Origin of the sequence: Streptomyces atratus (assembly GCF_900119365.1) — a bacterium.
Classification (GTDB): Bacteria; Actinomycetota; Actinomycetes; order Streptomycetales; family Streptomycetaceae; genus Streptomyces; species Streptomyces atratus_B.
In genome coordinates, this window is sequence record NZ_FPJO01000010.1 from 251,464 (window position 1) to 276,164 (window position 24,701).

Genomic DNA, 24,701 nt, shown 5'->3' on the forward strand with positions numbered 1-24,701 from the left:
CCCCCCGGTTCACAGCTCGCACCTTAGACACGTCGTGCCGCCATCGATCCGGCGGGGCGCCCCTCGCGGACTACCAGCTTCTTCGTCCGCGTCGGCAGCTGCCGTTCGTAACCGCGGAACGCCAGCCAGCAGATCAGCAGCGCCACGGCGAACACCGGCAGCCAGGCCAGCCGGGCAAGTACCCAGCCGGGTCCGTCGGGCAGGGTGTGCAGGCCCGGCAGCACCCCGCCCGCCGACAGGCCGGTCGCGGTGACCGCGATCATCGCGGTCTGGTGCCACAGGAACACCGTCATCGCCGAGAGGTTCACCGTCGCCACCGCCGCCCACAGAGCGGGGCGCCTCAGCATCCGGCGCAGCGGGCCGAGCAGCAGCAGCGCCGCCCCGCACTGCGCGAGGCCGAAGGTGACCACGGCGAGGGTCGGCGGGTCGAGATTGGAGATCTCCACACCAGGCACTCCTACCATGCTCGCGGGGTAGCCGCCCCACCGGACCAGTGCGGCGGTGGCCGCGGCTCCGCCGAGCAGCAGCGTCCAGCCGGTGCGGCGGCCGAGCAGTTCGCCCCGGGCCCAGGCCGCGCCCAGGCAGTACGGCACGAGCCAGCCGGCCGCCACGTTGACCGAGGCGAATCCGCCGGGCGCGTCCAGGCCGAAGCGGTAGAGGTCGACGACCATGACGACGGCGAACGGCCACAGCGGATGGAGCCTCGCCACCAGCGGGGTCGCCGCCGTCAGCGCAGCGAAGACCACGATGAACCAGAGCGGGGACCACACCAGCTTGCACAGTGCGCGCACGGTGTCCTGGTCCACCCCGGCGAAGAGCATCGCGCACGCCGCCACGGACCATACGACCGGCACCACGGCCATCGGACGCAGCAGCCGGCCCATCCGCGCACGGAGCCACCGGCCGTAGCCCTCGCCCCGGGCGCGGGCGGCGGCATGACTTCTCGCACCGACCAGTCCGCCGACCAGGAAGAAGACCGCGAGGGTCTGGAACAGCCAGGAGACCGGGGTGAGTCCGGGCAGGTACCGGAGCGGGCTCGCGCCGTGCACGGTGCCGCTGTCGACGACCAGCGCGGTCACCAGCCAGTGGCCGAGGACGACGCCGAGGATGGCGATGGCGCGCAGTGCGTCGACGGCACGGTCGCGGTCGGCGGGGGTGGCGGATTCGATCCGCCGGGCGAAGTCACGCATGGCGCTCTCCCGGGGTCTTGGCGGATCCGGCCGCGCCGGCCACGATCCGGGCGATGTTCCTCAGCGGTTCGGAGCCGGTCTTCAGGTAGTCGCTGTGGCCGCCGGAGCCCGCCGCGAAGATTTCGGCTCCGAACCCGGGCGAGACCGGGTCCGTTCCGAACCCGATGTCCACGAAGGGCAGTCGGAGCTCGACGTGCGGTACGTCCGCGATCCAGTCGTCGCCGCCCCGGCCGGCCCAGACGGTGGCCTTGGTGCGCAGGGCGGTGGCGTTTCGGTAACCGGTGCCCGGGCTGCCGTACAGCACGATGTCGGCGACCCGTAATCCGTGCGCGGCGCGTGCGCAGACGACGGAACCGTAGGAGTGACAGAGGACGGTGGTGCGGGCCGCAGGCTTGATCTGCCTCAACTCCCTCATGAATCGCACCAGTTCGGGGGCCGCCTCGGTGGCGCGCCCCGAGGTGAGGGAGGCCGGGCTGACCGTCGCCGGCGTCCGGTATCCGAGCCAGGCGATCACCGCGGACCGCTCCCCCAGTTCCTTGCGCAGGGCGAGAGCACCGTTGCGCAGGCGCCAGTAGTGGTCGATGCCGATGCCCGCGCCGGGGACCAGTACGGCGATCCGTTCCGCGTGGGACAGATCGCCGACGACCTCGACGCCACGGCCGCCGTCGCGGCCGTCGAAGGAGAGGAAACTGCGGGCCGGGCCGGCCATCGTGTGCAGCGCGGCAGCCCGTTTGTGGTCACCGTGACGGGCCGCCGCCCGCTCGGCCGCCCCGATGTCGGCCCGCGTAGCGGCGTACCGCTCGGCGAGTGCCTCCGGTGCGGCGGTACGCAGTGGGCCCCGGACGGCCGGAGCCGGCGCGGGTACGGCCGCGGGGCCCGCCGCGCCCGAGAGCGGAACGGCCACCGAGGCGGCCACCAGCGCGGCGAGCAGGCCGCGGCGCAGGCGGGATCTGCGCGGATGGGACGGCATGGTGGGGTTGTTCCTTCCGTACCTGATGGCTTCGGTGCTTCGGGTACAGAAGGTATGGACGGGGTCCCGTAGTCGGCGTCCCACCGGGGTGCGAACCTTTTTCGTAGCTCTCAAGGACTACGGGTATGACACGCGGCCAGTACCGGGCCGGCTCGCTCCGAACGGGCCTCGGCTGTGCCGTTGGTACAGTCGCAGCCCGGATCGTCGTACCAGGAAGAGGCCAGCGGACCATGGCGGTGGACGCCCTCGACACCCGTATCCTCCGGCTGCTCATCGAGCAGCCGCGTACCAGCGTCCGTGAGTACGCGCGCATCCTCTCCGTCGCCCGGGGCACTCTCCAGGCCCGGATCGACCGGCTGGAGCGGGACGGTGTGATCACCGGGACCGGGCCGGTGCTGTCCCCCGCGGCGCTGGGCCACCCGGTGCTGGCCTTTGTCCATCTGGAGGTCACCCAGGGGCATCTCGACGAGGTCGGCGAGGCGCTCGCCGAGGTGCCGGAGATCGTCGAGGCCTTCTCGACCACGGGCGGCGGGGATCTGCTGGCGCGGGTGGTGGCCCGCGACAACGGGCACCTGGAGGATGTGATCCAGCGGCTGATCCAACTGCCCGGAGTGGTCAGGACACGCACCGAGGTGGCGCTGCGGGAACGGGTGCCGCACCGGCTTTTGCCGCTGGTCGAATCGGTGGGCCGTACGGCGGCGGGCGGCCGGAAGTGATCAGCGGCTTGGCATGCTCGGCGCCATGAGTTCTCCGCATCTCCCCCTGACGGTCGTCGTCTTCGGTCTCGACGCCACGCCGGCGGACGGCGAGCCGCGCATGCGGCGGGCATGCGCTGCGCCGCGATTTCCCAGGTGCCCGCGACGGCCGCCGGCGATCCGCGAGTTCACCACGCAGGCCGCGCAGGACTGGCTGTTCAAGGAAGTGGCGGCGATCGAGGATCCCGGTGAGCGCGAGCGGGTCTTCCAGGAGCGGGTGGCCGAGTTGTACGAGCACGGCAAGGCGGTCAACGCCGCGGCGGCGCTGGAGATCGACGCGGTGATCGACCCGGCGGACTCGTGTGCCTGGATCCTCGCCGCGCCGGACGGCTGGGCACCGGAGGACACCGCACCGCCCGGCGGTCGACGCCCGTTCGTCGACACCTGGTGAGAAGGCCGCGGCCGCACGGGAACCACGCGGTCGGCGGCCGTCCGCCGGAGCCCGGAGCCGCGAGGTCCGGCGGCCCGATATCCTGATCTTGCCGCGCGCCCCCCACCTCGCCCCGATCCCGGTCGGGTCGCCGCCCGTGGCAGCAGAAGCGGCCCACAATTCGAGATTGGTGCACAGGTGCTGGTAGCTGGTCGGTACCGGTTGATATCCCCCATCGGCCGCGGCGGCATGGGTGAGGTGTGGCGTGCCGCGGACGAAGTGCTCGGCAGAGCGGTCGCCGTGAAGCTGCTGCTGGGCGGCCACGCGGACGAGTCGGCCACCGCCCGGTTCCGGCTGGAGGCGCAGACTGCGGCCCGCCTGAGCCACCCTCATCTGGTGGCCGTGTTCGACTTCGGGGCCTGGGAGGACCGCTTCTACCTCGTGATGGAGCTGGTCGAGGGCAGGAGCCTGGGCGCTCTCCTCACCGCCGAGGAGCGGCTCGGCGCCGAACAGGTCGCCCGGATCGCCGGGCAGGCGGCCGCGGGACTCGCCGCCGCCCACCGCCAAGGCATCGTGCACCGTGACATCAAGCCCGGGAACCTGATGCTGGACGCCGAGGGGTCCGTCAAGATCGGCGACTTCGGCATCGCCCAGTTCGTCGACGACCCGTCCGCCGCGCTGACCACCACCGGACAGATCGTCGGCACCAGTCTCTATCTCGCCCCGGAGCGCGCCCTGGGCCGTACCGCCGGTGCGGCCTCCGACATGTACTCCCTCGGCTGCGTCATCTACCAACTCCTGCTGGGAGACCCGCCGTTCCGCTCGGACACGGCGACCGCCACGCTCTATCAACATGTCGATACGGCGCCCGTGCCGCTCAGACAGCGGGGCGTCGACGTGTCCCCGGCCTTCGACTCCTATCTGCTGGGGATGCTCGCGAAGCAGCCCGAGGACCGGCCCGGCGCCCAGCAGGTCGCCGAGTGGTTCCAGAGCGATGCCTGGCGCGGGCAGCCGGAGCCCCTGCCGCTGTACGCCCCGGCTCCACCCCCGGCGAACGGTGCACCGCACGCTCCCGCACCGGCGGGGACGGGCATGCCGCGCACCCCGGCAGCCGCTCCCCCGTACGGCGCCGCCCCGGCGCCCGGCTCCACCGAGCAGAGCGCGGGCGTGACGACGTACCGGCTGCCGCAGTCCGGTGGCCGCAGACGCCGTCCGGCGGACCGGTCCGCCCCCGCCCGGCGGCGTACCGGCGCCCGGGAGGCGATCAGGCGCCGGCCCAGGGTGGCGAGCGCCATCGCCGGTACGGTCGCCTTCATCGCGGCCGTGTACCTGGGGATGACCCTGTTCTCGCCGGATTCCGGCTCTACCGACACCCCGGACTCGGAGCCGACCGCATCCACCGGGCCGCAGTCGGCCGCCCCCTCGGCCGCGCCGGAGCAGCCGGCCCGGCAGGCGCAGGACGAGGAGGGCGACGAGGAGGACTGACCCCGTCAGCCGGCCGGCTGACGGAGATTCTCCTCGACCTGTCCCCGCAGTTGTTCGGGCCGGGACCAGGGCAGCCAGTCCCCGGACGCGTCCCGGCCGGGGCCGACCTTGGTGGCGATGACCAGGTCGTCCGGGTAGGGCCCCAGTGCCCGGTTGATCAGCTCGTTCGCGGAGCGCAGCGACGAGAAGTAGAAGGCCGCCGTGTCGATGTGGTTGACGCCGAGCTCCACAGCGCGGCGCAACACGGCGAGGGCCCGGCCGCGGTCGCTCGGGGCCGCTCCGTCGTCGAACACCGCACCCGTCTGCGTCAGGCGCATGGCGCCGAATCCGAGCGGTTGACGGTGAGGCCGTCGAGCCGCCAGGTGCCCGCCGCCGCTGCCGCAAGGGTCTGCGTGGTCATGATCCGAGCCTTTCCGTCCGTATCGCGCAGTGGGCTCCGTCGGGACGGAAGAGCTCCACCCGCGAAGCAGACTTGCAATCAATCCCTTCTACCGATAAGCTACTTGTGATATCTGTCTTCTCGTCAAACTTTGCCATCCTTGCAGGGTACTGGCAGCCATCTGTCCTGTACAATCCCGCACCGGTCAGCGATCCGCGTGTCAAGCAACCGTCAGGACCCTTCGCCCCGGCGTCAGCGCTTCGTCAACAGACACCGGCGGGACCGGCGGTCACGCATAGTGTCACTGCCATGCGACGCCACATCACCCGCAGCACCCCCGGCCACCGCATCGGCCCGTGTCCGCCTCTTCCCGGCACGACAGCTCACGACCAGGGCTGGACCGCCGATCTGCGGTTCGCGATCCACTGCTCCGTGGCGCTCCTCGGGCTGCTGCTGGCCGTCGACACGGCGGCCGGCCGTCTCGGCTGGCCGCGCGTCCTGCTGTGGACCGGACTGGCCGCCCTGTTGTGTGCGGTCCTGGTGCCGCCACGGGTCCGCGCGGGTGCCGGATGGCTCTCTTCCCGGGGCCTGTTGCGCGAGCGGACCGTGCGCACCGACCGGCTCGTCTCGGTGCGCTGGTCGGACGGCGTGGCCCAGCGCATGGTGCTCCTTGACGCCGACGGCCGCCGGGTCGAGGTCGACCCGGCGGTGTTCCTCGCGAACCCGGCACTGTGGCACCGGCTGAACGAGGATGCCCGCGGCTGCGTGGAGCGCGGGACGCTGCGGTGCGGGGTGACTGCACTGCGGCAGCTGGCCGACCGCATCGACCGCAGGCACGCGCGCACGGTGTTCACGATCTCCGGACTGGAGTAACCACCCCGCACAGTGGCGCCGTTGCGGGGGCATGACCCGGATACGGCTGACGCACCCTGAATGGGCCCGCGCCCTCCCTCACGGCACCGGCGGCTCCGGCGCACGAGGAATCACTACCAGGGAAATACAAGGGGGCCGTGCGCCTGCACGCGACTCGGGCGCCGCCAATTCATCCTCATCGTTTTCGTTTGACACCGTGTCATCGAGCGCAGTGACGACACCACCAACAGGTTGGTCGATGAGGGTTTCTACCTCTACGGGTTCAAGGCGGTCAACTCCTCGACCGGTGGCGACAAGCCGCTGGTCTGGTTCGTCACCGACGACTACGCGACGACTGCGGACATCACTTGGCAAGAGGAGTACCAGGCCTACACCTCACGCAGAGAGATCATCCCCGAAGGCGCGATCAGCGGCATCAACAGCTACGACATCGCCCTCGGACAGACCCTGACGGTCGACAACATGTCCGGTACCGGCACGATGGGGGCAGTCCAGGCTCGTCGCGCCGCATCACGGTCGACAACGAAACGACCCGGCCCCTCACATCCGTTCAGGAGCCCGGGGTCATCCCGTGGCGGGTCTGCGGCGCATCCGGGTCACGCCCCTTGTGCGATCCCACCACCGCGGCTTGACCAAACTTGCCAAGTCCCCGTACATTCCCCGCACTTCGTTGACGAGTCCATTCGACGCGGGCACCGGCAAGGTGCTCGACAGCTACGACGACGTCAAGGCAGGCACCGGCAACAGCCAGTGGAACGGCCCGTCTCCGCTGGCCATCGACACCACCGCCTCGGGCAGCAGCTACTCGCTGCGCGACCCGAACCGGCCTGGCCTGAGCTGCGCCGACTACAGCACGGGCAGTGTCTTCACCAAGTCCAGCGACTCCTGGGGCACCGGCAACGCCTCCAGCAAGGAGACCGGCTGCGTCGACGTCATGTGGGCGGCGCAGCACGAGTGGAACATGCTCAAGGACTGGCTCGGCCGCAACGGACACAACGGCAACGGCGGCAGCTGACCGGTCGAGGTCGGGCTGAACGACGTCAACGCCTACTGGGACGGCTCCTCGGTCTCCATCGGGCACAACAACGCCAACCAGTGGATCGGCGCGATCGACGTGGTGGGCCACGAGTTCGGCCACGGCATCGACCAGTACACGCCCGGCGGCGCCAACAACGAGTCCGGTCTCGGTGAGGCCACCGGCGACATCATGGGCGCCCTGACCGAGGCGTACACCAATGAGCCGGCCCCGTACGACGACCCCGACTACACCGTCGGCGAGAAGATCGACCTGGTCGGCAACGGGCCGATCCGGATCATGTACAACCCGGGGCAGATCGGCGACCCGAACTGCTACAGCTCCTCGATACCCAACACCGAGGAGCACGCGGCGGCCGGTCCGCTCAACCACTGGTTCTATCTGCTGGCCGAAGGCTCGAACCCCGGCGGCTCCAAACCCACCAGCCCCACTTGCAACAGCTCGTCGGTCACCGGTGTCGGCATCCAGAGCGCGGGCAAGGTCTTCTACGGCGGAATGCTGCTGAAGACGAGCGGGATGACGTACAAGCGCTACCGTACGGCCACGCTGACCGCGGCGAAGAACCTTGCTGACCATCCGTCATGTTCCTTTTACCGCACGCGAGATGGGGCGTTCCGGGCGCGTGTGCCTCGGTGACCCGGATGATTCACCCGGGAGCCGCATGAACGGGTCGCCCGCCGGGCATATGACGGATGAGCGACAGGGGGTGGTGGCAGTGGGCCGCATCAGGATCGTCCGACGACCGCAGCTGCCGTCCCGGCCGCCGCCCCTCGACCTGAGGACCCCGTCCGGCCGCCCGCTGCCGTACTGAGCACGGGTCCATCCGCTGTCCGGGGCTACGGATCGCCCGCCCCGCTCGTCGGAATGCCAGGGGCCTCCTTCGGCGTGATGATGGGGCAGGAAGTCGTCGCGGCGGGCGGCAGCAGCCGGAGGCGTCGCGTCGGCCGATGCGGAAGGGACGGCCGCCATGCACGCATCCCCGACGAGGAGACCGGCCTCGGTGCCGACGCTCGCGCTGGCGCTGCTCATCGGGGCAGTGGCCGGCTGCGGGGGCGGCGGGGGCACGGCCTCCTCGCCCAGCAGCGCCGTGCCGCCCACGTCCGCCGGAGCGCGCGCCCATGTGCTCGCCGCGAAGGTCGACAACGTCGGTCCGGCCCGCCCGCAGACCGGGCTCGACAAGGCGGACATCATCTACGTGGAGCAGGTCGAGGCCGGTCTCAGCCGCATACTCGCCGCCTATTCCTCCCGGCTGCCGTCGGTGGTCGGCCCGGTGCGCAGCGCCCGGGAATCGGACCTGGAGCTGCTCCGTCAGTTCGACCGGCCGACGTTCGCCTTCTCCGGGGCCCAGTCCAAGCTTCTCCCGGCCATCGCGGCGGCCCCGCTGGACCCGCTGTCCCCCGCGAAGGACCCCGACGCCTTCTTCCGGGGCAGCGGCCACGCGGCCCCGCACAACCTCTACCTGCGCCCCGGCAGGACATCGCAACCCACCACCGGGGTGAACGCGGCCGAGGACATCGGGCTGCGCTTCGCCACCGCCGCGCCGGGCGGCAGGTCCGTCGCCGCCCGTACGGTCCGCTACCCGGCGGCGAGCTTCGCGTTCACCTGGTCCGCCGAGCGGGGCCGGTGGCTCGTGTCCATGGACGGCGCCCCGGCCCTCACGGCCGAGGGGGCCCGGCTCGGCGCGGCCGATGTGGTGGTGCAGTACGTGACGGTACGCCCCTCGCTGTTCCGGGACCGGTGGGGCAGCACCTCCCCGTACACCGAGACCGTGGGCTCCGGCTCCGCCCTGGTGCTGCGTGACGGCAAGGAGTACGACGTCCGCTGGTCGCGGCCCGCGGCCGAATCCACTACCTCCTTCACCACCCGGGACGGCGAGCGGATGACCTTCGCTCCGGGCCAGGTCTGGATCGTCTTCGCCCAGAAGTGAAACGGCCGGCGGGCCCGGCCGCACCGGAGTTACGGGAAACCGCAGGGTGGCGGGTGCGGAGAACAGCATCCGGTTCGGCGGCAATCCCCGTACCGGCGCCGGTCGCCGATTCCTAGCGTTGCCGGTGGGGCGCGGCGGACTTCCCGCGCCTCATCACAACGGCCGGGAGTCGGTTCATGGAATTCGTCATTCTGGGTCTCCCCCAGGAACCCGCGGGCGGTGTGGCGGGCTGGGCAGCCGGCCTCGTCGACACCATGGGAGGTCCGGGAGCGGGCCTCGCCATCGCCCTGGAGAATCTCTTTCCGCCGCTGCCCAGCGAGGTGATTCTCCCGCTGACCGGGTTCGCGGCGGGGCAGGGTGTCATCGGTCTGGCCTCCGCGCTCTTCTGGACCACACTGGGTTCGGTGGTGGGCGCGGTGGTTCTGTACTGGATCGGAATGCTCTTCGGCCGCGACCGCATACATGCGATCTGGGCGCGGCTTCCGCTGGTGAGGAGTTCCGATCTGGAGCGTACGGAACAGTGGTTCGCCCGGCACGGCACCAAGGCCGTCCTCCTCGGCCGTATGGTGCCGATCTTCCGCAGCCTCATCTCCGTGCCGGCGGGCGTGGAACGCATGTCGCTGCCGCTCTTCGTGGCACTGACCGCCGCGGGCAGCCTGGTGTGGAACTCGGTGCTGGTGATGGCCGGTTACTGGCTCGGGGACCGGTGGGATCTGGTGGAGACCTATGTCGGGGTGCTGTCCAAGGCCGTTCTCGTCCTGGTCCTGGTGGCCTTCGCCGGGTACGTGGCGATGCGGTTGCGGCCCCGCGGCCGGGCACAGCACCGCCGGGTCCCGTGAGCCCGGCGTCCGGGGCCCGCGCTCCGGCGGTCTCCTCCGCCCGGTCGGAACGATCTTGCCGTGATCATGCCGCGCGGTTAGGGTCGGCAGGTGTGGAGGGGGACTTCGCGGACGGTGCGACCGGTCATGTTCCGGGGCTGACCGGCCCGTGGCGCGAGGAGGCGGGGGACGCCGTGGCGCACCCGTATCCATGGCCCCGGAGAGCCGCGGGCGCGCTGCTCGGCTGCTTCACCGCCCTGGCCGGGCTGCTGTACTTCGCCGTACCGGGCGCGCTGTCGCTGCCGTTCGCGCTGTGGCCGCGTACCCGGCCGCGCGCCCTGGCCCTGCTGAGCGCCGGGGCGCGTGGGCTCACCGGTCTGGAACGGGTCCGGCGCAGTGTCTTCTACGGTGACGTGTTCCCCGCGCACCATGCCTGCGACCGGGACGTCCTTCGCTATCTGGCCGCCCGCACCGGCGCGGGAATCCTGTTCGCCGGGGTGGTCGCACTGCTGGGGTACGGGGCCGTACTGGCCGGACTGCTGGCCTCGGGCATCGCCCGCGACCCCGCCGACTGGCTGCGTCTGCTGCCCCAGGCGGCACTCGGCGGTCTCCTGCTCTTCCTCGACCTCCAGGGGCTCTTCTCGCTGAACGCACTCGACGCCCGGCTGGCACGCGATCATTTCGGGCCCTCCGAGCGGGAGTTGCTGAAGCGGCGGATCGCCGAACTGGCGGACAGCCGGGCCGGGGTGCTCCGGGCGGTCGACGCGGAACGCAGGCGCATCGAGCGCGATCTCCACGACGGTGTTCAGCAGCGGCTGGTGGCGCTGGCCATGCTGCTGGGCCGGGCCCGCCGCAACCGGACGCCCGAGCAGGCCGAGGCGCTGCTCCAGCAGGCCCACCAGGCCTCCCAGGAAGTCCTCACCGAACTGCGCGAAGTGGCCTGGCGCGTCTACCCTTCGGCCCTCGACGACCTGGGCCTCGAAGAGGCTCTCGGCGGGGTGGCCCAACGCTGCGGCATACCCCTGCACATGGAGTTCGCGCTGCCTCTGCCACTGCCCCGGCCGGTGGAGACCGCCGCCTACTTCGTGGTCTGCGAGGCCGTGACCAACGCGGCCAAGCACTCCGGGGCCACCCGCATCCGGGTGGCCGTCGAGGGCGACGGGGGCCAAGTGTCCGTGTCCGTGCGGGACAACGGCACCGGTGGCGCGGACCCGCTGGGCGGCGGACTGTCCGGGCTGCGCAGCCGGGTGGACGCGCTGGACGGCCGGCTGCGCATCGACAGCCCCTGCGGGGGCCCCACCACGATCACCGCGGAGTTGCCGTGCGCGTAATGCTCGCCGAGGACTCGACCCTGCTCAGAGAGGGCCTGGCCCTGCTGCTCGCGGAGGAGGGGCATGAGGTCCTCGCCTCGGTGGGTGACGGCACCGCTCTCGTCCGGGCGGTCGAGGCGGACCCGCCGGACCTGGTCGTCGTGGACATCCGGATGCCGCCCACCCACACCGACGAGGGGCTGCGGGCCGCGCTGGAGATCCGCGAGCGCTGGCCCCTGGTCGGTGTGCTGGTGCTCTCCCAGCACGTGGAGCGCAACTACGCGGTCCGGCTGCTGTCGCAGAACGCCGAGCGGGTCGGCTATCTGCTCAAGGACCGGGTCGCGCAGGTCGACGAGTTCCTGGAATCGCTGGAGCGGATCCACGCGGGCGGGGCGTCCATCGACGCTGAGGTCGTACGGCAGTTGGTGGTCCGGACCACGCACGTCGACCCGTTGGCCAGGCTGACTCCTCGGGAGCGCAGCGTCCTGCAGGAACTGGCGCAGGGCCGCAGCAACGCGGCCATCGCCCAGCAGCTGCACATCTCGCTCAGTTCGGTCGAGAAGAACCTCAACGCGGTCTTCGAGAAGCTCGATCTGCCGCGCGCCACCGGCTACAGCAGACGAGTGCTGGCGGTCCTGCGCTATCTGGAGTCGTGACAGCGCCCTCCGGGGGCCGGCGCCGGCGCGCTCAGCTCCGCCGGGCGGCGGCGTACCGGCTCAGGAAGAGGGCCTCGACATGGGCCATGTGCTGGATCTCGGTGGGGTCGACGCTCTCGTTGGGGGGCGTGGATGAGGCACTGCGGTTCCTCCACGCCCATCAGGATGATCTCGGCCCGCGGGTACGCGCCGGCGAAGACGTTGCACAGCGGGATGGAGCCGCCCTGGCCGAGGCCGGCCATCGGGGACGAGGGCGGCGAGGGCGTCCGGGGCCGGCCCGCCGAACATCCCGGAGTGCGCCTCTCCCCGGAGCGTGGACACGGTCACCACCAGACTGGCGAGACCCCGCAGGGAGGTGGTCACGGTCGGCTGTCCCACGGCGGCGTTGCCCGTGTCGCAGATCAGCAGGGCGTCGGCCAGGAACTGCTCGCGGTGCCGCTCGACGTACGCCTCCATACCGCCGGCGCCCTGTTCCTCCGAGCTCTCGGCGACGAAGCGCAGCCCGACGGGCAGGTCGTCCCCGAGGGCCCGCAGTGCGGTGAGGTGCATGACGATGTTGCCCTTGCAGTCCGCGGTGCCGCGTCCGTACCAGCGGCCGTCGCGCTCGGTGAGCGTGAAGGGCGGCGAGGTCCAGGCGGCGTCGTCGAGCGGCGGCTGGACGTCGTAGTGGCAGTAGAGCAGCACGGTCGGCGCTCCGGGCGGCGGCGGGCGGTGGCCGAGCACCGCGGCGCTGCCGTCGGGCGTCTCGGCGAGGTGCACGTCGTGGAGGCCCGCCTCGGTGAAGGCGTCGGCCACCCACTGGGCCGCCTTCCGGCACTCCTCGGGCGGGTACTGGCGGGGGTCGGCGACGGAGGGGATCGAGACCAGTTCGGTGAGATCCGCCTTGGCGCGGGGCATCAGGGCGGCGATCCGGTCGGCCAGTTCGTGCTCGCTCATCATTGTCTCCCGGTCGTCGGGTCCGGACCGGGTGGTCCGGTTCTCGTGGTCCTTCGGGCGTCGTCCTTCGGGGCGTCCGGGTTCAGCGCCGGACGGTGTTGTCGGTCCTGAGCCGGTCCACGGTCCTGTCGAACGCTTAGATCGTCATCGCGAACTGGCACCACACGGCGAGGAATCCGAGCGGCTTCGACAGCCTCTCGCTGACCCATCGGTAGACACCGCCGTTCCACCCCGACGCCAGCTCGGCGGAGACCAGTGCCATCGGCATCAGGAACACGATCGCCGGGACGATGTACGGCACTCCTTGCGGCGGCAGAGCGGTGCTGGCGGGAAGGGGCGACGGAACTCATGCGGCACGCGTGCGGTCGCGTACGCCGCGGAGCCCGGGTGTACGGCCGCCCGGCGGGGCCGGGTGACGCGGCGTCGGCCGGTGCGGCGGCACCGGCGTGCCCTCGGGGAGGCCGGGATCGTGCAAGGGTCTTCGACTCGCCGTACGACGCTCCATCAGACCGTCCCTTTCACCCGAGCGGCTGGCCGGCAAGGGTAAATTGTCATGGTTTCAGCACGTTCGCATCTTGGGCTTCCACCCGGAAGGGGCCGGATTTCCGGACCGGGTTCCGCGTCGGCCGTGCTTGATCGATGATGAAGCGGATGGCTGCCGTCCCCGGTACGGCACCGGTTCCAGGAAGGGGTTCCATATGCGGGAAACGACGCCGGACCGGTCTCCGTCGGACGTCCGGCCCGACCACGGCCCTGACGAGGAGGCCCAGGTGATCGTGGTGGGGGCGGGGCCCGCGGGATCGGCCGCGGCCTTCCACCTCGCCAGGGCGGGTGTCGATGTCCTGCTGCTGGAGAAGTCCCGCTTCCCCCGGGAGAAGGTGTGCGGGGACGGCCTGACTCCGCGTGCGGTGCACCAGCTCATCAGGATGGGCGTCGACATCAAGGCTCCGGGGTGGACCCGTTCGCGCGGCATGCGCTGGGTGGCCGGGGACCATCAGGTGCACATCGACTGGCCCGCGCTCGGCCGCTACCCGGACTTCGGCCTCTCGCGCAGCCGGCACGATTTCGACGACATCCTCGCCCGGCACGCCGTCGCCGCCGGGGCGCGGCTGCGCAGCGGTGTGAAGGTGACCGAGCCCCTGACCGACCGGGCCGGCCGCATCACCGGTGTCACCGCCACGACCGCGGAGAAGGAGCCCCTGGCCTTCCACTCGCCGATCGTGATCGCCGCGGACGGCGCCTCCGCCCGCCTCGCCCTCGCCATGGGTCTCCAGCGGGACAGGAACAGGCAGATCGCGACGGCCGCCCGCCGCTACTACCGCAGCCCCGAGCGCTCCCGGGAGGAGTATCTGGAGCTGTGGGCCGACCTCCGGTTCCCCGGCGGCGATCACTTCCTGCCCGGCTACGGCTGGATCTTCCCGATGGGTGACGGCCGCGTCAACGTCGGTCTGGGTGCACTGCCGCACCGGCGGCACGGAAAGGCGGACCTGCGTGCCACCTTGGACGAGTGGCTGGCCCGTACCCCCGAGGCCTGGGGACTGCGCGAGGAGAACGCCGAGGGCCCGGTCCGCAGCGCGGCCCTTCCGCTCGGCTTCAACCGCCATCCGCTCTACACCCGCGGACTCCTGCTCGTCGGAGACTCCGGAGGCATGATCAGCCCCTGGAACGGCGAGGGCATCGGCCAGGCCATGGAGGCCGGCGAGGTCGCCGCCGAGACCGCCACTCTGGCCCTCGCCCTTCCGCGGGGGCCCCGGCGCGAGCAGGTGCTGCGCGGCTACCCCGTCGAGATGAACCGCCGCTGGGGGCGCTACTACCGCCTCGGCAACACGGCCGCCGACCTCGTCTTCAGCCGGTCCGGCTTCCAGCCCGTCCTCAACCGTTACGTCATGGGGTCGCCGTTTCTGCTGAACACCCTGGCCCGGCTGCTCACCAACCTCACGGACAAGCCCTCGCACGACCTGATCGACCATCTGCTCAACGGCGTCGTGCGCCTCGTACCGGAACCGAAGGTGCGGCGCAGGCGCTGAGACCGCGCGTGCGAACGGCGTACTGGGGAGGGCCCGTCGGCGCTCCCCGGTTACACCGCTCACCCAGCGGGCCGTAGCTGCCGTCGCGGTTCGGGTCGGTCAGCACCGCCTGGGCGCCCCAGCGGCCGCCCGCCCCTCTTTCAAAACCGCGGCAATGCCGCTCGGCAGGCAATCCTTCTGGACGTAGCCGCGCAACCCGACGACGCCGACGTGCGCGGCCGAAAGGCCGCTGACGGGGAGTTCCGCGGTCAGCTTCTACCGTCTTTGGGTGGGGTTCATCAGCCAGGTCACCGTACGGCTGACGTCCGACAGCGACAGGATACCGACGAGTCCGCTCTCGTCCATCACCAGAACCCGGTACTCGGCACCGGGCTCCATGCGGGGCAGCAGATCCGCCAGCGAGTCGTCCGGACCCGCGACGCTGGTCCGCGACAGCGGCACCATCACCTCGGACACCGTCACCGTTCCGCTCGTCTCAGGCGGCACCTGCCTGGCGCTGTCCAGCGTCACCAGCCCGACCGGTGCCGCGTCCTCGTCGGTCACCGGGAACGCCGAGTGCCGGTACCGGTAGCGCGGATTGGCCAGCAGTTCCGCGACCGTCAGGTGCGCGGGCACCGTGAGTGGATCCTTTGTCATGGCGTCCCGCACGGGGACACCGGCAAGCACGCCGCGCAGCTGCGCCTGCCGCCCCTCAGCGGTGGCGGCCGCGACGAGGAACCAGCCGATCAGGGCCAGCCAGAGGCCACCGAACCCTCCGCCCCTCATGAACACCACAAGCCCCAGCGCAATGAGCAGCCAGCCAAGGGCGCGTCCCGCCGCAGTGGCCCCCGCAGTCGCCCGCAGCCGGTCTCCCGTACGCCACCAAAGGAAGGCCCGCAACAGCCGCCCGCCGTCGAGCGGAGCGGCGGGAAGGGCGTTGAAGACGGCAAGCAGCAGATTGATCCCCCCGAGCCAGGCCACGACTTCGACCAGAAGCCCGGGTGCGGACGCCAGGGTGAGCAGCCAGGTGCCCAGCACGAAGAGTCCACCCAGCAGAAGACTGACCAGTGGGCCGACACCCGCGATCCGCAGTTCCGCCGCCGGGCTCGACGCCTCCGATTTCAGCCGGGCCACCCCGCCCAGCAACCACAGCACGATGTCGTCCACGACCACCCCGTTGCGCCGCGCCACCACCGCGTGTGCCAGTTCGTGGGCGAGCAAAGAGGCGAAGAAGACCACGGCAGCCCCCAGGCCCGCCACCCAGTACAGCACCGGGGCGTGGCCCGGATACACCTGGGGAAGACGGCCCTGTGCGAGGCCGAACGCGATGATGCCGAAGATGAACAGCACGCTCCAGTGGACCCCGACCCGGACCCCCGCGATCCGCCCCAGCGTGAAGGTCGCCCGCACAGCGTCTCTCCCCTGCTCGAATCCTCCCCAGGACAGACCGGCGGTGACCGCCCCCACCGGGTGCGTCCATCACGACGTCCTGGGATCTTCGTGTGAGTGCTGCGAGTCCGCACACGAGCCGCATACGAGAAAGGGCGGAAATGGCACCCTTCCTCCGTCCATCCTCGCCCAGGAAAGCCCGATCCGGGCCCCGGCACAGGCCCGAACAGGCGTCACCTGCGGCCATCCGGCCCCAGCTCACCCGGCCCCGGACTCCGGGAGATCGGCCACCCGCCGTCCGTCGTCCCTGGCCGGGCAACCGGGCCCGTCCTGGGGGAGGCGGCCGTCGCGGAATGCAGGGGCGGCGTAGCGCAGCAGCACTCCCGCTCCGCCACAGGCGAGCCGCGCCCATCCTGCGACAGGAACCGTCCGACCCGTCCGGTACCGACCTGGTCACGGGGCCCGTAGCCTCCGGAGGGCTCCGAACGGCCCTTCTGCGCGCACCGCCTCCCGGAGCCATTCTGAACGAAGACAGCGAAAGACCGCAGAGAGCGAGGTGAGCCACGATGAAGGCCCATGAAGGTGACGTGCTGCGATTCACCGGCAGGCTCGTGGGAACGCCCGAACACCACGCCACCGTCTTGAAAGTGCTCGGCCGGAACGGCGAACCTCCCTACCGGGTGCGCTACGAAGACGGTCACGAGACAGAGATCTTTCCCGGCCCAGGATGCGTGATCGAGACCCGACCGGCGCACGAAGCGGCGTTCGGGCAGCCGCACCGGGACAGGCGATGACCGGGCGCGCCGGAGGCGGGGAGTCCGCGCGGCCCAGGTGTGGCGCGAAGCTGCCGCTGCGTCGGTCGCCGCGAGGCACGCCAGCGACACGACCGGAGAGCGCCGGGGACCGCGAGAACGGACGCGGGTCGTCGCTGCTGCCCAAGTCGGGCTGGAAGCGCGTCGACACCATACGTGTACGCCGTCCGTTCGTCTGACACGGACGGTCCGGCCCACTTTCCCAGGCGCGGCGCAGTACGCCGCGCTCACGGACAGCGGTGGCTTCGTGAGGCCAGAAACCTGTACAGCATCCTCACCCGGGAGGGCACAGTCCGCACCCAGGACCAGAACGGGTGCGCGCCCCGCAGCGGCGCGCACCCGTTCCCCACCGGGGTGAGGATGGAGGTACGGCGCACATCGCGTTGCTCGCCGTCCCCCGCCGTGCTGCGCCGGGGCAAGGAGGCCGGATCGTGTACTTCATGGATCGTCGGGACGCCGGCCGGCGGCTGGCGGCCCTGCTGAAGCACCTCAAGGGTTCCGACATAGTGGTGCTGGGGCTGCCCCGCGGAGGGGTCCCGGTCGCCGCAGAGGTCGCCCGCGCCCTCGGCGCACCGCTGGACATCTGCCTGGTGCGCAAACTCGGCGTGCCCTTCCAGCCGGAACCGGGCATGGGAGCCATCGGTGAAGGCGGCGTCCGCGTGATCGACGACGAGGTGGTGCGTACCGCCCGGGTCACCCAGGACGAGCTGGCCGAGGTCGAGGCACGTGAGCGGGAGGTGCTGGAGAGCCACGCCCGACGCTACCGGGGCGGGCGGGAACCGCTCGGGCTGGAACGCCGTGTGGCGCTGGTCGTCGATGACGGGGTGACCGCGGGTTCGACGGCACGAGCGGCCTGCCGGATCGCCCGCGCACGCGGGGCCGCGCGGGTCGTGCTCGCGGTCCCCGTGGCACCGCACGACTGGACCACGCGGCTCGGTGCGGACGCCGACGAACTGGTCTGCCTGCACACGCCCCGGGACTTCTACGCCGTCGGTCGGTTCTACGCCGACTTCTCCCAGACCGACGACGACGAGATCGTCGCCTGCCTGGAGGAGGCCCTCGCCCGCCCGGTGATCAACCGCCGGACTCCGCCGGGTCATGCCCTGCCCGAGGACCGGGAAGCCGATGTGCGAGCGGGTCCGCTGGCACTGCGGGGACAGCTCACGGTTCCCGAGGGCACGCTCGGGATCGTGGTGTTCGCGCACGGCAGCGGCAGCAGCCGCCACAGCCCGCGCAACCGGTTCGTCGCTGCCGGCCTGAACCGGGCCGGCCTGGGCACCCTGCTGTTCGACCTCCTCACCGAGGAAGAGGAGACCGACCGGGCCAACGTCTTCGACACGGGCCTGCTCGCCCGTCGGCTCACAGACGCCACCGGATGGCTGCGAGAACAACCCGAGGCCCAGGGCCTGGCAATCGGATACTTCGGCGCCAGCACCGGCGCGGCCGCCGCGCTCTGGGCCGCGGCCGAGCCCGGCATCCGGATCGCCGCGGTCGTCTCCCGCGGCGGCAGACCCGATCTCGCCGGACCGCGGCTGCCGGCGGTGACGGCGCCCACGCTGCTGATCGTCGGGGGCCACGACCATCTGGTGCTCGGCCTCAACCGCGACGCTCAGTCCCGGCTGCGCTGCGAGAACGAACTCGCGGTCGTCCCCGGCGCCACCCACCTCTTCGAGGAACCCGGAACACTGGAAAAGGTCACCGACCTGGCCCGCGGCTGGTTCACCGACCACATGACCCCAGCCGCTCACACAGCAGCCCGACTCTGAACGCGGGGGGGGCGACCACCGGCCGCTGGCGATCCGGCTGTCGGATGCCTCGCTGCCGACCTTCTGAACAACAGTCCACCAGGAGAACCGGGTGAGCGCGGGCGGGTCTGCCCGGTCGGGACTCCGACTGAACCGGATCACGCCGGTACCGCTCGCTTCGCTGCAGGTGTCTTCCTCATAGCCCCGCGCCTCGATGTCCGGGTAGCGATCGCCGAGGTCGGCAACCACCCGCTGGCGTTGCACCCACTCGGGTGCCGGGCGCGTGCGGAGACGCCCTACGGCCGACGGCGGGGCTTGCCCCGCTTGGCGGGCTTGGGGGCGCCGGAGCCGCTCCGCGTGCCCTTCCCGGCCGATTTGCCGCCCGCTTTCCCGGTCGGCTTGCCGCCTGATCGGCCTGTCGCCCTGCCCGCCGCGGGCTTGCGCCGCGCACCGTCCGATTCGGTCCGCTTGCCCTTCGGCTGCGCCGGGGGCCTGGGCCGGCCCCTCGTGCTGTTGACGGTCCGCCCGCGGACGATCCCGATGAACTCCTCCACCAGATCGGTGGTCTCGTCCTCCAGCCAGGACAGCGCGACCCTCGACTCGGGGGCGTCCGACACCGGCCGGTACGTGAGGTCCTTGCGGTGGTGGAGACGGGCGAGCGACTGCGGTACGACGAGCAGCCCCACCCCCGCCGCCACCAGCTCGACGGCGTCCGCCGTGGTGGCGGGGCGCTCGACGGCCGGCCGTCCCGGGCGCTGTTCCCAGTCGAGGGTGTCGTCGAGGGGGTGCAGCACGATGTCATCGGCCAGGTCGGCGGCGGAGACCTCGTCGACCGTCGCCATGATGTGGTCCTTCGGGATCACGACCACGGTCGTCTCGGTGTAGAGGGGAATGGCGCTGAGGGCCGTCCGGTCGATCGGCAATCGCACCAGTCCGGCGTCGGCGTCACGCCCCCGCAGCGCGTCGGGCGCCGCGGCGGCCGACACCCCCACGAGGGTGAGCGGGACGTCGGGCAGCCGCTCGTTCCAGATCCGCACCCACTTTCCGGGTGTCACTCCCGGGACATACGCGAGCCGGAACGAAGGGGTTTTTTCCGAGCTTGTCACGCCGCCAGGTTACCGGCCCTGGTCAGAGGTGGCGCACATGCTCGATACCCTTGTCCTCATGACGTCGCACAAGACCGCCCAGACGATGAAGCCCGCGACCGCGGCAAAGAAGCTGGGTGTGTACCTCGAGGCCACCCCCGCCGAATTCCGGGAGGGTGTCGTCTCGCGCACCGAGCTCAACGCACTGCAGACCGATCCGCCCGAGTGGCTGCAGGAACTGCGACGCAACGGCCCGCACCCCCGGCCGGTGGTCGCCGCGAAGCTCGGTGTATCGATCTCGGGCCTCGCCCGTGGTGGAGTCACCGAGGCCCTCACGACGGAGCAGATCGACGCTCTGAAGAAGGAAGCCCCCGAGTGGCTCCAGCAGGAGCGCGCCACCCAGGCGGAGGTCCGCAAGGAAGCGGTGCGCATCAAGGAGAAGAACGCGGCGCGCGACGACCGGCAGGCCTGAGCCGAACGAAAGACCCTAGGGCCCGTCCGGCCCTGATCCGCCGGACAGGCCCTGGCCGTCGACGGCCGCGCCCAGCATCCGGGCGTGCAGGGCGCGGACCTCGTCGGCGAGCGCCGGGTCGGGGCCTGCCACCGGGATGCCCGGGGCGACGGCATTGATGGGGAGGGCCGCGACCGGCCCCGCGTCGAAGCCCCTGCTCCGGCGCCACGCCACGAGTTGCTCGCTGCTCGACGCGTACACGATGCGGCCCAGGCCGACCCAGGCGTGGGCCGCGCTGCACATCGGGCAGTGCTCGCCGGAGGTGTAGACGACGCTCGTGCTCCGCTCCCGCGAGGACAGGTTCCTGGCCGCCCAGCGCGCGATCTCGAACTCCGGGTGGCGGGTCGCGTCGCCGTCCTTGACCCTGTTGCGGTCCTCGAACCGGACCGTGCCGTGCTCGTCCACGAGGAGCGAGCCGAACGGTTCGTCACCGGCCGTGAGTGCCTCGCGTGCGAGGTCGACACAACGACGGAGGAATTCACGGTCTTCCGCCGTGACTGTCTGCGACTCGTTCACTGCGCTCCTGTCACTCTCTGTGCCCATGTTTCCAGACCAACAGCCCTGCTGTATCCGGTATACCATTCGCCTCGGGTGGGCGGCCTCGCTCCCGCCCACCCTCGCATGCCGACCGGCCGCGACAGCCGGTCCGTCGACGGCGACACGGAGGCACGAGCCAGTGACGAACGCTCCGGCGGACAGCGCCGTGCGGCAGACGGTCCGGAGCGCACCGGGCATGCCCGCGCTGCTGCTCCTGACGGCCACGGGATTCTCGGGGTTCGCGGCACTGCTGCCCACCGCGCCGCTCTGGGCGGTAGGCGGCGGGGCCGACGCCGCCGGCGCCGGTTCGGTCAACGCGGTCCTGATGCTCTGCACCGTACTCGCCCGGGACGGGACGCCTCCCACTACACCCGCTCCGCCATCCACGCCCTGGCCGGCGGTCTGCGTACCTACTGCGACATCCGCATGGGGGGCGGTTCCCGGGGCTGTGACCCGTGCCCCGGACAGCCGGTGCGACAGCGCTACCAGTAGTGGCGCCGACCGCCCACCGCGTGCCCGACGGTGCCCAGGATCCACAGAATGGCACCGATCACGACGAGCACGACGCCGATGGTCCACAGGATCGAGATTCCGGCCACCAGGCCGATGACCAGCAGAATGACTCCAAGGACGATCATGGCGTCCTCCAATCGTGCGGCTTTTCCCAGTATGCGCCCGCCCGCACGGCGGAGGAATCCGGCGAGGTCGCACGCCCGGCAGCCGGTGCGCCGAACGGCGCAGACAGCAGGCCCAGGTCACCGCCAGGCACAGACCGTAGTACCCGAGGAACGCCACGTACGCCGCCTGCCCGTTCTCCGTCTGGATGAAGGACTGACGGAAGGCCAGGTCGACCAGCGCTCCGCCGAAGGCGCCGATCGCCCCGGCCACTCCGATCAGGGCCGTGGCCCGGCTCCGCGAGCGCCGCTCGGCCTCGTCCGCAGGCACTCCCCCGGCAGCCTCCGCCCGCGCCCTGGCCCGGAAGATCGCCGGGATCATCTTGTACGTCGAGCCGTTCCCCGCCCCGCTGAGGACGAAGAGCGCGACCGACCCGCCCAGGAAACAGGTCCAGCGAGTGCCGCCCTGATGCCTCCAGCACCACGCCCGCGCCCAGCGCCATCGCCACGAAGGTCCAGAACGTCCCCCGGACACCGCCGTAACGGTCCGCCGGCGCACCGGCCCGGCCGCGCCGGAAACACTTTCGCCCGCCGCGCGCGGAGAGCCGGCGGCTGTCTCGCCCCGGCCCCGCTCGGCGCACACCCCGACGTCGCGCGCCTGGTCCTGAAGCGCTTCGACGGGGCATACGCGGAGATGGCGCGGCGCCCGCCCGGGGCGGCTACTCGAACCGCGTGATGTCACCGGCCCCGCGGCGGACGATCTCGGGTTCGCCGCCGGAGAAGTCGATGACCGTGGTCGGCTCGGTGCCGCAGTCGCCCGAGTCGACGACGGCGTCCACCACATGGTCGAGCCGCTCCTTGATCTCCCAGCCCTGGGTCATCGGCTCTTCCTCGTCGGGCAGGAGCAGGGTGCTGGAGAGCAGCGGTTCCCCGAGCTCGGCGAGGAGCGCCTGAGCGACCACATGGTCGGGGATCCGGACTCCGACCGTCTTCTTCTTCGGGTGCAGCAGCTGGCGCGGCACCTCCTTCGTCGCGGGAAGGATGAAGGTGTAACTGCCGGGCGTCGCCGCTTTGATCGCCCGGAACACGTCGTTGTCGACGTGCACGAACTGACCGAGCTGCGCAAAATTCTGGCACACGAGCGTGAAGTGGTGACGATCGTCGAGGTTCCGGATCGACCGGATCCGGCCGATGCCGTCACGACTGCCCAGCCGGCACCCCAGTGCGTAGCAGGAGTCCGTCGGATACGCGACGAGCGCGCCGGACCGGATGCTGTCGGCCACGCTGCTGATGGTGCGCCGCTGAGGATTCTCGGGGTGCACGTCGAAGTACTTCGCCATTCGCGGAGTCTAAGGGCTGTCCGCGGACCGGTCCGCTCATCGGCGGGCGTGTGGCCACGCTTCCGGTCCCAGTCCCGCCGTTCCCCGGGTTTCAGTCCCAGCGGTCCTGGTTGATGAAGCGGCTGAAGCCCCGCCAGGAGTTGGGTCCCATGACGCCGTCGATGGGTCCGGTGTAGCCGTGTGTGGCGGCCAGTCGTTGGACCGCGGCCCAGGTGTTGGGTCCGGGTGCACCGTCGGCGGGTCCGGTGTAGCCCCAGTCGCGCATGTTCCGCTGGAGCGCGGCGTAGGTGTTGGGGCCAGGGATCCCGTCGATCGGGCCGGTGTAACCGGACTCGATCCGCAGCCAGTTCTGCGTCCGCCGCCACATGACGGGACCGGGAACACCGTCCTGCTCCGTCGCCGTCTTCGGCAACCCACCGCCACCACCACCGCCCAGGTAGTTCAGCGGGTTGACCCGGGTGCCGCCCGGGGTGATCAGATGCCAGTGCACATGCGGTCCGGTGGAACTTCCGGAACCCGGGGCACCGGCCGCGCCGCCGGAGCGCCCGACGATGTCCCCCTTGCCGACCGAGGTGCCGTCGGGCAGCAGGAACTCCGACAGATGCATGTACTGCGTCCGGTATCCGTCGCTGTGGGTGATGGTCACCGTGTGTCCGCCGGTGCCGTTGTACGGGATGTTGGTGACGACACCGGCTCCCGCGGCCGGCAGGGCGGTGCCGACACCCATCCCGTAGTCGATTCCGCCCAGGGAACCGCGGTCGAGGTGCTCCTGCCAGCTGCCGGTGATCTGGTAGGCGCTGAACGGGTTGTAGATGTCCAGAGCCCGGGCGGAGCCCGCCGAGAACAGCACGCCGCCGGCGGCCAGACCGAACGTGGTGACCGAGCCGCGCAGCAGCGTGCGCCGGCTCATTCCGGTCCGTGACCGGTTCTTCCGGCCGTTGTCGGCCTCATGGTTCTCGGACACAGCAACTCCTTTGAAAATACTGTGACTTGACCTGGAAGGGCGGCGCGGCACCACGGTAGCCTACGCGCATAGATTTTGATACGAGCATGACATTCCACTGTCGCGAAACCCCGCCCCCACCGGAGGAGACATGCGCAGGAGAACCCTGATCCGCGGAGCCGTGGCGACAGCCCTGACCCCGGCCGGAATCATCACGGCCACCAGCGCCGTGGCCACCCCCGGGCCGACCCCCGCCGAGGCCGGCGAGCTGCGGGGCGTGGACGTCTCGAACTACCAGGCCGGCATCGACTACGCCCGCGCCGCCGCCGAGGGCCTGCATTTCGTCATCGCCAAGGCCGGGGGGTGCCAGCTCGCCGAGGGCCCCTACACCTCGTCCTCCTATCCCGGCCATGTCGACGGGGCCCGCGCCGCGGGCCTGCGGGTGGGTCATTACTGGCTGTCGGGAGACTTCCTCACCCCCACCGCCGCCGCCGACTACTTCGTGGACCATCTGCACGACTACCGCACCGGCGACGTGCTCGCGCTGGACGTCGAGATGCTCGACGACTCCACCCGCCTGTGGGACGACACGGACGTGTCCGCCTGGTTCAACCGGGTGCGGGAACGGGTCGGCACGTACGTGCCCTGGTTCTACATCAGCACGAGCGCGCTGCGCTCCGGCACCTGGCCCCGCACCGTCGCCGCCGGCGCCCGCCTCTGGGCGGCCTCCTGGGGCGCCAACGACGGCACCTGGCCCGGCCCGCCCGACCTCGGCGGCCGCTATCCCGACTGGGCCGCCCACCAGTACGCTTCCGTGGGCTCCGTCGGCGGCATCTCTCCCGTCGATCTCGACCTCGCCCGCCCCTGGGCATTCGACCCGACCGAGCCGACCGACCCGCCACTGCCCGGGGACGACCCCTTGCCGAAGACGGCGACGGAGCAGGACGGTGTTCCCGGTCCCGTCATGTGGCGGCGGACGCAGAACTGGCTGCGGATCGAGTCCGGTTACACCGG

General features: G+C 71.3%; 22 protein-coding genes and 4 pseudogenes. 15 read left to right on the forward strand and 11 right to left on the reverse strand.

Annotated elements, in window-relative coordinates; genetic code table 11:
* Positions 1-23: 23 nt before the first annotated feature.
* Both BT364_RS19490 and BT364_RS19495 read right to left on the reverse strand, forming a co-directional pair.
* A complete protein-coding gene (locus BT364_RS19490) occupies positions 24-1,190 on the reverse strand; it encodes an acyltransferase family protein (RefSeq protein WP_072486454.1) in 1,167 nt (388 codons plus the stop codon).
* Positions 1,183-2,160 (reverse strand): alpha/beta hydrolase, encoded by a 978-nt coding sequence (locus BT364_RS19495; protein ID WP_072486455.1) that lies wholly within the window; start codon positions 2,158-2,160, stop codon positions 1,183-1,185. The genes BT364_RS19490 and BT364_RS19495 overlap by 8 nt, the downstream gene beginning before the upstream one ends.
* Before the next feature lie 230 nt (positions 2,161-2,390).
* Here BT364_RS19495 and BT364_RS19500 point away from each other — a divergent pair, with 230 nt between their 5' ends.
* The 3 genes from BT364_RS19500 (at position 2,391) to BT364_RS19510 (ending at position 4,770) form a co-directional block, all read left to right on the forward strand.
* Positions 2,391-2,876 carry an Lrp/AsnC family transcriptional regulator gene (locus tag BT364_RS19500; protein ID WP_072486456.1) on the forward strand — a complete coding sequence of 162 codons (486 nt, stop codon included), beginning with the start codon at positions 2,391-2,393 and terminating at the stop codon, positions 2,874-2,876.
* Between the two features lie 25 nt (positions 2,877-2,901).
* On the forward strand, positions 2,902-3,306 hold the full coding sequence (locus BT364_RS42285) for a hypothetical protein (protein WP_218172447.1): 405 nt from the start codon (positions 2,902-2,904) through the stop codon (positions 3,304-3,306).
* Between the two features lie 228 nt (positions 3,307-3,534).
* Entirely contained in the window at positions 3,535-4,770 is a 1,236-nt protein-coding gene (locus BT364_RS19510; protein ID WP_256260078.1) for a serine/threonine-protein kinase, read from the forward strand.
* 17 nt (positions 4,771-4,787) lie between these two features.
* Here BT364_RS19510 and BT364_RS19515 read toward each other — a convergent pair.
* A pseudogene (locus tag BT364_RS19515) lies at positions 4,788-5,170 on the reverse strand (aldo/keto reductase); the annotation flags it as partial.
* 288 nt (positions 5,171-5,458) lie between these two features.
* Here BT364_RS19515 and BT364_RS19520 point away from each other — a divergent pair.
* From BT364_RS19520 to BT364_RS19545, 6 genes and pseudogenes are all read left to right on the forward strand, one after another.
* Entirely contained in the window at positions 5,459-6,022 is a 564-nt protein-coding gene (locus tag BT364_RS19520) for a hypothetical protein (protein ID WP_256260067.1), read from the forward strand.
* A 685-nt stretch (positions 6,023-6,707) separates the two neighbouring features.
* Positions 6,708-7,694: pseudogene (locus BT364_RS19525) on the forward strand (M4 family metallopeptidase); the annotation flags it as partial.
* A gap of 331 nt (positions 7,695-8,025) precedes the next feature.
* Entirely contained in the window at positions 8,026-8,985 is a 960-nt protein-coding gene (locus BT364_RS19530; protein WP_072486459.1) for a DUF3048 domain-containing protein, read from the forward strand.
* A 176-nt stretch (positions 8,986-9,161) separates the two neighbouring features.
* Positions 9,162-9,824, forward strand: a complete 663-nt coding sequence (locus BT364_RS19535) for a DedA family protein (RefSeq protein ID WP_072486460.1) — start codon at positions 9,162-9,164, stop codon at positions 9,822-9,824.
* Between the two features lie 92 nt (positions 9,825-9,916).
* Positions 9,917-11,134 (forward strand): sensor histidine kinase, encoded by a 1,218-nt coding sequence (locus BT364_RS19540; RefSeq protein WP_079179539.1) that lies wholly within the window; start codon positions 9,917-9,919, stop codon positions 11,132-11,134.
* On the forward strand, positions 11,134-11,769 hold the full coding sequence (locus BT364_RS19545; RefSeq protein ID WP_079179540.1) for a response regulator: 636 nt from the start codon (positions 11,134-11,136) through the stop codon (positions 11,767-11,769). The genes BT364_RS19540 and BT364_RS19545 overlap by 1 nt, the downstream gene beginning before the upstream one ends.
* A gap of 31 nt (positions 11,770-11,800) precedes the next feature.
* Here the strand turns inward: BT364_RS19545 and BT364_RS19550 are convergent.
* Both BT364_RS19550 and BT364_RS40220 read right to left on the reverse strand, forming a co-directional pair.
* Positions 11,801-12,705 (reverse strand): annotated as a pseudogene (locus tag BT364_RS19550) (M20/M25/M40 family metallo-hydrolase).
* Positions 12,706-12,844: 139 nt separating this feature from the next.
* Positions 12,845-13,000: pseudogene (locus BT364_RS40220) on the reverse strand (amino acid permease); the annotation flags it as partial.
* A gap of 403 nt (positions 13,001-13,403) precedes the next feature.
* Here BT364_RS40220 and BT364_RS19560 point away from each other — a divergent pair.
* The gene (locus BT364_RS19560) at positions 13,404-14,732 is read left to right on the forward strand and encodes a geranylgeranyl reductase family protein (protein ID WP_072486462.1); all 1,329 of its coding nucleotides are present in this window, start codon (positions 13,404-13,406) and stop codon (positions 14,730-14,732) included.
* A gap of 255 nt (positions 14,733-14,987) precedes the next feature.
* Here the strand turns inward: BT364_RS19560 and BT364_RS19565 are convergent, their stop codons facing one another.
* Positions 14,988-16,121 carry a site-2 protease family protein gene (locus BT364_RS19565; protein WP_072486494.1) on the reverse strand — a complete coding sequence of 378 codons (1,134 nt, stop codon included), beginning with the start codon at positions 16,119-16,121 and terminating at the stop codon, positions 14,988-14,990.
* Positions 16,122-16,666: 545 nt separating this feature from the next.
* Between BT364_RS19565 and BT364_RS19570 the strand changes: the two genes are divergently transcribed.
* Together BT364_RS19570 and BT364_RS19575 are read left to right on the forward strand one after the other, a co-directional pair.
* On the forward strand, positions 16,667-16,894 hold the full coding sequence (locus BT364_RS19570) for a DUF1918 domain-containing protein (RefSeq protein ID WP_072486463.1): 228 nt from the start codon (positions 16,667-16,669) through the stop codon (positions 16,892-16,894).
* A gap of 449 nt (positions 16,895-17,343) precedes the next feature.
* Positions 17,344-18,678 (forward strand): phosphoribosyltransferase family protein, encoded by a 1,335-nt coding sequence (locus tag BT364_RS19575; RefSeq protein ID WP_072486464.1) that lies wholly within the window; start codon positions 17,344-17,346, stop codon positions 18,676-18,678.
* A 275-nt stretch (positions 18,679-18,953) separates the two neighbouring features.
* Here BT364_RS19575 and BT364_RS19580 read toward each other — a convergent pair whose 3' ends face one another.
* Entirely contained in the window at positions 18,954-19,763 is an 810-nt protein-coding gene (locus BT364_RS19580) for a LysR family substrate-binding domain-containing protein (protein ID WP_072486465.1), read from the reverse strand.
* 58 nt (positions 19,764-19,821) lie between these two features.
* Between BT364_RS19580 and BT364_RS19585 the strand changes: the two genes are divergently transcribed.
* Positions 19,822-20,214, forward strand: a complete 393-nt coding sequence (locus BT364_RS19585) for a DUF5997 family protein (protein ID WP_072486495.1) — start codon at positions 19,822-19,824, stop codon at positions 20,212-20,214.
* 15 nt (positions 20,215-20,229) lie between these two features.
* On the opposite strand, the gene BT364_RS19590 is transcribed toward BT364_RS19585, so the two are convergent.
* On the reverse strand, positions 20,230-20,796 hold the full coding sequence (locus BT364_RS19590) for a nucleoside deaminase (RefSeq protein ID WP_072486466.1): 567 nt from the start codon (positions 20,794-20,796) through the stop codon (positions 20,230-20,232).
* 476 nt (positions 20,797-21,272) lie between these two features.
* Positions 21,273-21,428, reverse strand: a complete 156-nt coding sequence (locus tag BT364_RS41625; protein ID WP_177328173.1) for a DUF6131 family protein — start codon at positions 21,426-21,428, stop codon at positions 21,273-21,275.
* A 263-nt stretch (positions 21,429-21,691) separates the two neighbouring features.
* Between BT364_RS41625 and BT364_RS19600 the strand changes: the two genes are divergently transcribed.
* Positions 21,692-21,874 (forward strand): hypothetical protein, encoded by a 183-nt coding sequence (locus BT364_RS19600; protein WP_072486468.1) that lies wholly within the window; start codon positions 21,692-21,694, stop codon positions 21,872-21,874.
* 249 nt (positions 21,875-22,123) lie between these two features.
* Here BT364_RS19600 and BT364_RS19605 read toward each other — a convergent pair whose 3' ends face one another.
* Positions 22,124-22,744, reverse strand: coding sequence for an L-threonylcarbamoyladenylate synthase (locus BT364_RS19605; RefSeq protein ID WP_072486469.1), 621 nt, complete (start codon positions 22,742-22,744; stop codon positions 22,124-22,126).
* A 91-nt stretch (positions 22,745-22,835) separates the two neighbouring features.
* Positions 22,836-23,708 carry a peptidoglycan DD-metalloendopeptidase family protein gene (locus BT364_RS19610; protein ID WP_107408262.1) on the reverse strand — a complete coding sequence of 291 codons (873 nt, stop codon included), beginning with the start codon at positions 23,706-23,708 and terminating at the stop codon, positions 22,836-22,838.
* A gap of 130 nt (positions 23,709-23,838) precedes the next feature.
* Here BT364_RS19610 and BT364_RS19615 point away from each other — a divergent pair.
* A partial coding sequence (locus BT364_RS19615; RefSeq protein ID WP_072486470.1) for a glycoside hydrolase family 25 protein occupies positions 23,839-24,701 on the forward strand: 863 nt, incomplete at its 3' end.

Bases quoted from the DNA above. Each gene is read 5' to 3' on its own strand.
- BT364_RS19490 (WP_072486454.1), bottom strand. From the start codon at position 1,190: ATGCGTGACTTCGCCCGGCGGATCGAATCCGCCACCCCCGCCGACCGC.
- BT364_RS19495 (WP_072486455.1), bottom strand. From the start codon at position 2,160: ATGCCGTCCCATCCGCGCAGATCCCGCCTGCGCCGCGGCCTGCTCGCC.
- BT364_RS19500 (WP_072486456.1), top strand. From the start codon at position 2,391: ATGGCGGTGGACGCCCTCGACACCCGTATCCTCCGGCTGCTCATCGAG.
- BT364_RS42285 (WP_218172447.1), top strand. From the start codon at position 2,902: ATGAGTTCTCCGCATCTCCCCCTGACGGTCGTCGTCTTCGGTCTCGAC.
- BT364_RS19510 (WP_256260078.1), top strand. From the start codon at position 3,535: ATGGGTGAGGTGTGGCGTGCCGCGGACGAAGTGCTCGGCAGAGCGGTC.
- BT364_RS19520 (WP_256260067.1), top strand. From the start codon at position 5,459: ATGCGACGCCACATCACCCGCAGCACCCCCGGCCACCGCATCGGCCCG.
- BT364_RS19530 (WP_072486459.1), top strand. From the start codon at position 8,026: ATGCACGCATCCCCGACGAGGAGACCGGCCTCGGTGCCGACGCTCGCG.
- BT364_RS19535 (WP_072486460.1), top strand. From the start codon at position 9,162: ATGGAATTCGTCATTCTGGGTCTCCCCCAGGAACCCGCGGGCGGTGTG.
- BT364_RS19545 (WP_079179540.1), top strand. From the start codon at position 11,134: ATGCTCGCCGAGGACTCGACCCTGCTCAGAGAGGGCCTGGCCCTGCTG.
- BT364_RS19560 (WP_072486462.1), top strand. From the start codon at position 13,404: ATGCGGGAAACGACGCCGGACCGGTCTCCGTCGGACGTCCGGCCCGAC.
- BT364_RS19570 (WP_072486463.1), top strand. From the start codon at position 16,667: ATGAAGGCCCATGAAGGTGACGTGCTGCGATTCACCGGCAGGCTCGTG.
- BT364_RS19585 (WP_072486495.1), top strand. From the start codon at position 19,822: ATGACGTCGCACAAGACCGCCCAGACGATGAAGCCCGCGACCGCGGCA.
- BT364_RS19590 (WP_072486466.1), bottom strand. From the start codon at position 20,796: ATGGGCACAGAGAGTGACAGGAGCGCAGTGAACGAGTCGCAGACAGTC.
- BT364_RS41625 (WP_177328173.1), bottom strand. From the start codon at position 21,428: ATGATCGTCCTTGGAGTCATTCTGCTGGTCATCGGCCTGGTGGCCGGA.
- BT364_RS19605 (WP_072486469.1), bottom strand. From the start codon at position 22,744: ATGGCGAAGTACTTCGACGTGCACCCCGAGAATCCTCAGCGGCGCACC.